The following is a 9,293-nucleotide window of genomic DNA, read 5'->3' on the forward strand; positions in this document are numbered from 1 at the left end:
TGGCGACGGGGAGCTCGCGCCGGGCCGTCGCCAGGGCTCCGGCCGCCTCCCGGATCTGCTGGCGCAGGATCGTCACCGCGTTGGCGTCGTGGATCGCCTGGGCGTTGTCGGCGATCACGCCGCGCATAAAAGACATAAGCACGGCCGGACGGACTCGGCAAGGCATTAAATGAACGACGTTCAGAAAAAACTGCGGGGCCGCCCGCGCAAGGGTCAGACCGACCGCCAGGCGGATCGTCAGACCCTGATCGCGGCCGCGGTGGCGATCCTGGACGCGGGCGGGCCGGGGGCGCTCACCGCCCGGGCGGTCGCCGAGCGGGCGGGTACCGCGGTCGGCTCGGTCTACACGCAGTTCGACAGCCTGGAACTGCTGCGGCTGGAGGCCAACGCCATCACGATGCGGCGCCTGCGGGACGCCCTGGCGGCGGCGCTTTCCGCCTGCCCGTCCCGGGAGACCGACGCCCGGCTGCTGTGCCTGGCCGACGCCTACCTGGCGTTCGCCGCCGAGCACCATCCCGCCTGGGTGGCGATCTTCGAGCGGCGCACGGTGGCGGCGCCCGCCTCGGTCCAAGCCGACATCGCGGCCCTGTTCGGGGTCCTGGAGGGTGTGCTGCGCGATGGCGGCCAACTCGCCGAGGCCGCGATCCCGGTGATGGCCCGGGCGCTTTGGTCGAGCGTCCACGGCATGACCTACCTGGCCGATCTCGGCGGCCTCGGGCCCCTCGGGGCGGCGGATGTCCGCCCGATGATCGACGCCCTGGTGCGGGCGGCGGTGCGGGGCTTTCCGTCCGCCTGAACTCGTCCGCGGGCAGGGTCTGGCTCGAACGGTCGGGGCTCCGCCCCGAAGCCCCGCCGAAGTCCTGAGCCCTTTGGGAACCCGATACTTCCGGTCGCCTGGCGCGCGCCGCCGGAATGGATAACCGGTTCGGTACAAGCGAGCGCGTTGTATCGACGGCGCTAAGCGGCCTTCACCTCGGCCAAAAAGCCCTTGACCGCTTGGTCGAGGTCGTCCGAGCCGCGGGTGAGGTCCCGGGCGGCGGCCAGCACCTGCTCGGAGGCGAACCCGGTCTCGTCGGCGCCCCGGCGCAGGTCGGCGATGCTCCCGGACACCGCCTCGGCCCCGGAGGCGGCGCTCACCACCCCGCGCACGATCTCCTGGATCGCGGCGTTCTGCTCTTCCATGGCGGCCGCGACCCCGACCGCAATGCTGCGCATCTCCTCGATGGTCTGGCCGACCTCGCCGATCGCCGCCACGGCCTGACGGGTCTCGCCCTGGATCCGGGCGATCTGGGTCGAGATCTCGTCGGTGGCCCGGGCGGTCTGGCCGGCCAACTCCTTGACCTCGGAGGCCACCACCGCGAAGCCGCGCCCGGCCTCGCCGGCGCGGGCCGCCTCGATGGTGGCGTTGAGCGCCAGCAGGTTGGTCTGGCTGGCGATCGACGCGATCAGCCCGACCACGTCGCCGATCCGCTCGGTGCCGTCCGCGAGCGCCCGCACGGTCGCCTCGCCCTGGCGGGTGGTCTCGGCCGCGCGTCCGGCGATCTCCGAGGTGCGATGCACCTGCCCGGCGATCTCCTGGACCGAGGCCGACATCTCCTCGGTGGCCGCCGCCGCGGTCTGGACGTCCGCCGAGGTCCCGGCCGCCTGGGCGGTGACCGCGCCGGAGCGCTCGGTGCCGCGGGCGGCCGTGGCGGTCATCGCCTGCGCGGTGCCCTCGAGTTCGGAGGCCGCCGCCGCGAGGCCCCGGCTCAGGTCGCCCGCCCGGGTCTCGAAGGCCCGGGTCAGGCGGTCGAGGGCGGCGGCCCGCCGAGAGGCCCCCTCGGCCCCCTCGGCGGCGCGCGCATCCGCCTCGGCCTTGGCGACAAGCGCGTCCTTGAACACCTGCACGGCGCCGGCCATCGTGCCGATCTCGTCGCCGCGCCCGCGCTCCGGCACCGCGGCGGCGATGTCGCCCGCCGCGAGGCGGTGCATGGCCTGGTTCAGGGCCAGGAGCGGCCGGGTCACCCGGCGGCCGATCACGGCCGCCAGCAAGCCGATCAGCGCGATCACCACCAGCATCCCGGCCGCCGCCCGCCAGGCCGCATCCCACAGGATCGCCGCGGTGTCGTCGGCGTAGATGCCGGTGCCGATCACCCAGCCCCAGGGGGCGAAGCCGCGCACGTAGGACAGCTTCGGCACCGGCGCCTCGGACCCGGCCTTGGGCCAGTGATAGTCGACGAAGCCCTGACCCTGCCCCTTGGCGAGCGTGACGAAGTCGCGGAACAGGTACTTGCCGGTGGGATCCTGGACGCCGGAGAGGTCCTTGCCCTCGAGTTCGGGCTTCATCGGATGGGCGACCATGCGGGGCTGCAGGTCGTTGATCCAGAAGTATTCCTGGGCGTCGTAGCGCAGGGTCTTGATGGCCCGGATCGCCGCGCCCTGGGCGTCGGCCCGGGACATCCGGCCGTCCCGCTCCTCGCCCTCGAAATAGGCCGCCACGCCGTGGGCCACGTCCGTCAGGTTGCGGGTCTTGGCCATGCGATCCTGCTCAACCTGCGATTTCAGGTTGAGCAGGCCGATGCAAGAGACTGCCGCGATGCCCAGCAGCGCGGTGGCCGTGATGGTGTGGAGCCTCGCTCCGATGCCGATCTTCACGAGCCCGCCCCCGGAACGAAAATTTCACGCGGAGAGACTGTGCGACGTTACCGTTACCGCGCCGTGAAGACCGCGCCGGGCCTTGCGCTTATCGGCATGAGGCTGTCCACTTGCCGCCAATAAAGCCCGGATCCGGACATGAAGCCGGCGGGCCAGGGAGGACAGACATGGTGCGTGCGTTGCGGGCGACTGCGATTCCGGGACTCTGCCGTCACCTCTTCCGGGGCGGCTCCGCCGCCCTGCTGCTGGCCGGGCTGGCGCTCGCCGCCCCGTTCGCCGTCCCGGCGCAGGCCGACGATTCCAAGGTCCGGATCAGCCGGCAGCCCGGCTTCGTCTACCTGCCGGCGGTGCTCGCCGAGCGGCACAAGCTCATCGAGAAGCAGGCCAAGGCGGCCGGCCTCGGGGACGTCACGGTCGAGTGGGTGAACCTGACCAGCGGCGCGGCCGGCAACGACGCGCTGCTGTCGGGCAACATCGACATCGTCGACAGCGGCTCCACCAACATGCTGCTGCTCAACGACCGCACCCGGGGCGACGTGAAGGGCCTGTGCGGGGTCGGCAGCACGCCGATGCTGCTGCTCACCCGCAACCCGGACGTGAAGACGGTCAGCGACTTCTCCGGCAAGGACAAGATCGCCCTGCCCTCCGTGAAGGTCTCGTCCCAGGCGGTGCTGCTCCAGATCGCCGCCAAGAAGGCCTTCGGCCCCGACGGGGCGACCAAGCTCGACCCGCTCACCGTCCAGCTCGGCCATCCCGACGCGGTGGCGGCGCTGGCGAGCCCCCAGAACGAGGTCAACAGCCACTTCTCGCTGCCGCCGTTCCAGCAGCGCGAGCTGCAGGACCCGGCGATCCACGCGGTGCTCAACTCCTTCGAGCTGGTCGGCGAGCCGGTGAGCAACGCGATCTTCTATGCCCGGACGGGCTGGTTCACCCGCAACCCCAAGCTCGCCGCCGCCATCGTGGCCGCCATTGACGAGGCGAATGCCGAGATCGCCAAGGACCCGCTCCAGGCCGCCAAGGACTACGTCGCGGCCACCAACGAGAAGACGCCCCCCGAGACGCTGGTGGCGATCATGAAGGAGCCGGGCACGAACTTCTCCACGACCCCGTACGGGATCATGCTCCAGGCCCGGCACTTCTACGCGATGAAGACCATCAAGGCCGAGCCCAAGGATTGGAAGGACACGTTCTTCCCGATCGTCCACGGGCTGCCGGGGAAGTAGGGTGTCGGCCCGGACGTTGTTGCCCGCCCCGGGCCACGCTATGTTCGGGAGTGAGATCGGCGGCGGCTACCGCCGATCCCTGGTATTCACCTGCTGAGGTGTAGCCAAGCCCAGAGAGGAATGGCGAGGCGGAGCCGGAAGCTCCACTGCCATTCGCTGTTCTGGACCATGCCAGAGAGATGACCATCCTCTGCACTCCCGGCCGCAACCGGCCGCAACCGGCCGCGTGCGGACTTCGCGGGTGAGTCGGTCGGGCTCACATCCGGTTTGTAGCCCGGCCTCGTGCGCCGTTTAATCGACGCCAAGCGCCCGGGAACCGCCGAACCCGCGATTGCGCCCTTCCCCGGGCGGCCCTATAGTGAGCCATCCCCATTCGACAGCGTGAGACGGGACTTCCGGATCTGCATCCGGAGCCCGCGGCCCGGTGCCCGGCCCCCGTCCCGCCAGGCCGGAGCACGAGAGCACATGTCCCAGGGTCCGCTGATGCCGAAGGCGACCGCCGTCTGGCTGGTCGAGAACACCTCCCTGGCCTTCGAGCAGATCGCCGACTTCTGCAAGCTGCACCCGCTCGAGGTGAAGGGCATCGCCGACGGCGAGGTCGCGGCCGGCATCAAGGGGCTCGATCCGGTCTCCACCGGCCAGCTCACCCGCGACGAGATCGAGAAGGCCCAGAAGGCGCCGCACTACAAGCTCAAGCCGGCCGTCTCGAAGGTGAAGCTGCCGGAGGTGAAGCGCACCACCAAGGGCCCGCGCTACACGCCGCTCTCCCGCCGCCAGGACCGGCCCAACGCCATCCTGTGGCTGCTGCGCAACCACCCCGAGCTGAAGGATTCGCAGATCATTCGCCTCGTCGGCACCACCAAGTCGACGATCCAGCAGATCCGCGAGCGCACCCACTGGAATTCCGGTTCGCTCCAGCCGATGGACCCGGTGACCCTGGGCCTGGCCACCCAGATCAACCTCGACTTCGAGGTCCAGCGCGCCGCGGCCGACCGCCCGGCCGCCCTGGCCGCCGAATCCGGCGCCTCGCTCCTGCCCACCGAGGTCTCGACGGCCCCCGAGCCCGAGGAGGCGGGCGAGCATGGCGGCCGCGAGGAGCGGATCGACGCCGACTCGGTCTTCGCCAAGCTCAAGGGCCGGCATCAGGACGAGGACGACGAGGCGTAGGATCGGCGATCCGCGCCCCACGTCCGACTCGGGCGAGGGGCGCATCCGCAATGTGCGTCTCGGCAGGTGCGTCGACGCCCCTCCCCCTTTCCGGCAAGCCGGCCGAAGCCGTCAATCCGGCAGCGGCTTCCCGGTCGTCTCCGGCATGAACCACGGCACGATCAGCCCGATCGCGTAGACGCTCGACATGGTCAGGGCCGCGGCGGCCACGCCGCCCGACAGGGTGACGATCTGCCCGGCGATGATCGGGAAGATCCAGGCGATCAGTCGCGCGCCGTTGAAGACGGCGCTGGCTGCCGTCGCCCGCACCGCCGGGGTGAACAGCTCCACCAAGTAGATCGCCATCCACGAGAAGGCGAAGCCCAGGGTGAAGAACCCGTTCAGGAACGCGAGCCCCATGAATGGCACCAGCCCGCCCGTCCAGAGATAGCAGGCGAGCGAGGTGACGATACAGCCGGCATACGTGATCAGCAGGAAGGCGCGCCGCCCGACCGCATCCGCCACGAAGCCGGAGAGCAGGTAGGCGATGATCGCCCCGACATTGTAGATGATGCCCATGCGCGGGCCCCACACGTTGGCAGGTTCGCCTGCGACCTTGGCCAGCCCCTCCGTGTAGGCCGGCAACCACGACGAGACCGCCCACCAGCCGACCGTCGTGGCGAACGACATCAGGGTGGCGAGCAGGACCCGCCGGCGGCTCTCGCGTTCCCGGAAGATCTCCGTCAGGGAGAACGGACGCCGTCCCATGGGTTGCGTGCTCGCGGCGTCCTCGGCGGTGGCGGCCCAGCGCTGCTCCCGCAGGGCCTGCATCCACTGCTCGGATTCCTCCAGGGCGCGCCGCAGGTACAGGCAGACGAGGGCCGGAAGCGCGCCCAGCGCGAACATGATCCGCCATGATTCCGGGCCGAGGGGTTCGAAGGCGGCGAGCAGCGCCCAGACGATCGCGGCGAGCACCGCGCCGCCGCCGAAGCCCGATTGCAGGAAGCCGCAGCCCTTCGGCCGGGCCCGGTTCGGCCAGGTCTCGGCGACCAGGGCGATGCCGGTGGACCATTCGGAGCCGATGGCGAGTCCGGTTATGAACCGTAGGATCGCGAGCTGAGCGAAGCTTCCGGCAAACGCCGTCAGCCCCGTGAACAGGGCGTATCCCAGGATGGACAGCATCATCATGCGCTTGCGGCCGATGTAGTCGGCCGCGATGCCACCCATCAGCCCGCCGAGCCCCCAGCCCAGGAGGGTGATCCCGATCGCCGCCCCCACGTAGAAGGCCGGCGCCTGGGCCTGCTCGGGAGTGAGGAGAGATCCGAGGGCCGGGCGGAGCGCGTAGACCAGGGCGACCGCCTCGTAGCCGTCGAAGATCCAGCCGAGATAGCTGCCCCAGAGAATGCGCCAGTGCCGCCGTGTCAGGCCGGCGTGCCAGGGTGCGCTGGCCCCATCGGGTCGCCGGACATCGCCCGCACGCATCGCTCGTGTCCTCCCGGCCGGGCCGCAACCCGGGCGGGCCCTCTTCAGGCTGGTATACAGGTCGTCCGCGCCGCGTCGGCGGAAGCAGTTGCTCCGACGACGACATTCGCGTCCCGATGCGCCATATTCGCATCACGCCGCGCGGTATCCGGGCTGCCCCGAGCCCCGGCTCAGCGCGCCGCGTCGAACGCCGCCAGGAAGGTCGTCAGGTTCTCCGGCAGGGCTGCGCAGAGGTAGCCGCCCTCTTGGACGATCGCGGTGGGCAGCCCGGCGCGCGCGATCCGCTGCGCCGCCGCGGCAAAACCCGCTCCGGTCACCGTGAGGACGCCGATCGGATCGTCCGCCGCGGCGTCGAGGCCCAGGGCCACCACCAGGCCCCGCGGCCGGAACGCCGCGATCGCCGCGAGTCCGGCCTCCACGGCGGCGAGCCAGGGCGCGTCGCCGGAACCCGGCGGCAGCGGCAGGTTGCGGTTGAGGCCGGTGCCGGCTCCCGCACCGGTCTCGTCGGCATAGCCGGCATAGAACGGGAAATAGTCCGACGGGTCCGCGTGGACCGAGACGGTGAGCACGTCCCCGCGCGTATAGAAGATCCCCTGCGTGCCGTTGCCGTGGTGGACGTCGATGTCGAGGATCGCCACGGGGCCGCCCCCGGTCGCCCGCATCCGCTCGGCCGCGATCGCGCTGTTGTTGAGGAAGCAGAAGCCGCCGGCCGAATCCGCGTAGGCGTGGTGGCCGGGCGGCCGGCACAGCGCGTAGGCGTGGCCGACCTCCAGGGCCGCGTCGGCGGTCGCGACGGCGCATTGGGCCGCGCCGTAGACCGCCGTCCAGGTCCCGGCCCGGATCGGCGTCGAGGTGTCGGCGGTGTAGAGGCCGACGCGCCCGAGCAGGCCGGCGGGCGTCCGGTGCATCTGCGGCCGGGCGAAGCTGCCCGTGAGGATCTCGTCGGCGACCCCCGGGATCACCGACCGGCGTGCCCAGGCCTCGGCCAGGAACGCGAGGTAGCCGGGATCGTGCACCGCCCGGATCGGGTCGAGGCCGCGATCGGCAGGCTCCGCGAGGGCATGGCCGCCATCCCGGACCGCCGCGTGCAGGATGGCGTAGCGGGAGGCCTGCTCGGGGTGCGGGATCGGCGTGCCCCGCCGCAGGTACTGGTCGGGATCGTGCCGGGCGGAGGCGGCGGTGTGGAAGACGCGCATGGGAGCAGGTTAGGCGCAGCCCCGCGCCGCGTCACCCCGGCTCGGATCGAGGGGGGCCGGGTGTCCAAGGGGCTCAGCCCTTTGGCGGGGTATCGGGGCAAGCCCGATGCACCAGGGCTCCGTCCTGGACCCGCGAAAGGTCTCGACTTTTCGAATCCGGGATTTTCAGGGGTCAGGCCGTAGGCCGCCTCATCCGTGGCGCCTGTAGGCCGGCTCGTCGGGGCTGTCGACGAGCCGGCCCGCCAGGATGGGCGTCTCGGCCGCGATCTCGCGGAGCAGGGTCGGCACCCGGGCCCAGGGCTCGGTGACGGCGTGGGTGCCCCGCCGGCCGGTGGCCCTCTCCTGGCCGCCGGCCACGAGGACATCCGGCCAGCGCGCGCAGAACGCCTCCACGCAGGCCGGGTCGAAATGGCGGCCGCTATCGGCCCGGATGCAGGCCAGGGCCGCCTCGAACGACATCGCCTCCTTGTAGGGGCGCTGCGTGGTCAGGGCGTCGAACACGTCCGCCACGGCGACGATCCGGGCCGCCAGGGGGATCGCGTCGCCCGCGAGCCCCTTCGGGTAGCCGCTGCCGTTCCACTTCTCGTGATGCGCCTCGGCGATCTCGGCGGCCAGCCGGATCAGCTCGGAGGAGCTGCCGCCCAGGATGCGCTGGCCGATGGTCGCATGCGTCTTGATCAGGGCGAACTCGTCCGGGTCGAGCCGGCCGGGCTTCAGCAGGATGCCGTCCGGGATGGCGACCTTGCCGACATCGTGCAGCGGCGCGGCGAGGTACAGGTTGCGGCAGGCCTCCGCCGGCAGGCCGAGCGCCTCGGCCACGATCTGACTGTAGCGGGCGACCCGCCAGGTGTGGTCGCCGGTGTCGTTGTCGCGGTACTCCACGGCCAGCGACAGGCGGAAGATGATCTCCTCCTCGCGCTCGCGCATGTGCCGGAGGGCGGCCTCGACCTCGCCGTCGAGCCAGGCGGCCTGCTCGGCCAGCCGCCGCACCGCCTTGGCGAGGCGGATCAGGTTGCGCAGCCGCACGGTCTGCTCGACGCCCCGCATGGACTTGTCGAGGAAGTCCGTCGCCCCCGCCTCGAGCGCGGCGAGCCGCACCGCGTCGGAGATGTCGCTGGTCACCATCGCGATCGGCACCTGCGCGTAGTGCGGGATGGTGCGCATGCGCTGGATGAACGCGATCCCGTCCATGGCCGGCATGTGGTAGTCGACCAGCACGATGTCGAAGGCGCGCATCTGCGCCTCCACGAGGGCGGCGGCCGGGTCGGCGTAGTCGGTCACGCTGACGTCGGGCTTGGCCTCCAGCATCTGGCGCAGGCGCAGGCGCATGGTCGCGCTGTCGTCAACCAGGAGCGCGTCCATCATGGCGTCTCGCCTCGCCCGGCGGGCCGGATGCAGGACGGGCGGGGCGTCGGCGCCGCGATCCCGGCAGCCCGTGGGCGTCGGGAGCCGCGGGTCTCCGACGTCGGATCCGGAGGGCTGGAAGCGGTCATGATCCGATCCGGTGACGTTCGCGGGTGACGGTGCCGTGCGCGATCGGGAAAGTCTCGTCGGCGATGCGATACATTTGGAATATTGCACGTTAAAGGGGAGTAAATGATTACGCACTCGC

General features: G+C 71.3%; 7 protein-coding genes. 3 read left to right on the plus strand and 4 right to left on the minus strand.

From position 1 onward, the window contains the following. Positions 1-169 precede the first annotated feature (169 nt). Positions 170-796: a TetR/AcrR family transcriptional regulator gene (locus FV233_RS26325; RefSeq protein ID WP_147857482.1), complete on the plus strand. Its 627-nt coding sequence runs from the start codon at positions 170-172 to the stop codon at positions 794-796. Between the two features lie 161 nt (positions 797-957). Here the strand turns inward: FV233_RS26325 and FV233_RS26330 are convergent, their stop codons facing one another. Then, entirely contained in the window at positions 958-2,634 is a 1,677-nt protein-coding gene (locus FV233_RS26330; protein ID WP_147899268.1) for a methyl-accepting chemotaxis protein, read from the minus strand. 167 nt (positions 2,635-2,801) lie between these two features. On the opposite strand from FV233_RS26330, the gene FV233_RS26335 reads away from it, so the two are divergent. Both FV233_RS26335 and FV233_RS26340 read left to right on the plus strand, forming a co-directional pair. Then, a complete protein-coding gene (locus FV233_RS26335; RefSeq protein WP_147899269.1) occupies positions 2,802-3,857 on the plus strand; it encodes an ABC transporter substrate-binding protein in 1,056 nt (351 codons plus the stop codon). A gap of 465 nt (positions 3,858-4,322) precedes the next feature. Continuing rightward, positions 4,323-5,024 carry a cell cycle transcriptional regulator TrcR gene (locus FV233_RS26340; RefSeq protein ID WP_147856223.1) on the plus strand — a complete coding sequence of 234 codons (702 nt, stop codon included), beginning with the start codon at positions 4,323-4,325 and terminating at the stop codon, positions 5,022-5,024. 111 nt (positions 5,025-5,135) lie between these two features. On the opposite strand, the gene FV233_RS26345 is transcribed toward FV233_RS26340, so the two are convergent. From FV233_RS26345 to FV233_RS26355, 3 genes are all read right to left on the minus strand, one after another. Continuing rightward, entirely contained in the window at positions 5,136-6,485 is a 1,350-nt protein-coding gene (locus FV233_RS26345) for an MFS transporter (protein ID WP_147899270.1), read from the minus strand. Positions 6,486-6,655: 170 nt separating this feature from the next. Further along, positions 6,656-7,681: a histone deacetylase family protein gene (locus FV233_RS26350; protein ID WP_147899271.1), complete on the minus strand. Its 1,026-nt coding sequence runs from the start codon at positions 7,679-7,681 to the stop codon at positions 6,656-6,658. 189 nt (positions 7,682-7,870) lie between these two features. Continuing rightward, positions 7,871-9,043, minus strand: coding sequence for an HD domain-containing phosphohydrolase (locus FV233_RS26355; RefSeq protein WP_147899272.1), 1,173 nt, complete (start codon positions 9,041-9,043; stop codon positions 7,871-7,873). Positions 9,044-9,293 lie beyond the last annotated feature (250 nt).

The organism is Methylobacterium sp. WL7, from assembly GCF_008040085.1.
GTDB classification, from domain to species: domain Bacteria; phylum Pseudomonadota; class Alphaproteobacteria; order Rhizobiales; family Beijerinckiaceae; genus Methylobacterium; species Methylobacterium mesophilicum.

What these genes read in the sequence shown, in the direction of transcription:
- FV233_RS26335 (WP_147899269.1), top strand. Translation starts at nt 2,802, where the DNA reads ATGGTGCGTGCGTTGCGGGCGACTGCGATTCCGGGACTCTGCCGTCAC.
- FV233_RS26355 (WP_147899272.1), bottom strand. Translation starts at nt 9,043, where the DNA reads ATGGACGCGCTCCTGGTTGACGACAGCGCGACCATGCGCCTGCGCCTG.
- FV233_RS26340 (WP_147856223.1), top strand. Translation starts at nt 4,323, where the DNA reads ATGTCCCAGGGTCCGCTGATGCCGAAGGCGACCGCCGTCTGGCTGGTC.
- FV233_RS26350 (WP_147899271.1), bottom strand. Translation starts at nt 7,681, where the DNA reads ATGCGCGTCTTCCACACCGCCGCCTCCGCCCGGCACGATCCCGACCAG.
- FV233_RS26345 (WP_147899270.1), bottom strand. Translation starts at nt 6,485, where the DNA reads ATGCGTGCGGGCGATGTCCGGCGACCCGATGGGGCCAGCGCACCCTGG.
- FV233_RS26325 (WP_147857482.1), top strand. Translation starts at nt 170, where the DNA reads ATGAACGACGTTCAGAAAAAACTGCGGGGCCGCCCGCGCAAGGGTCAG.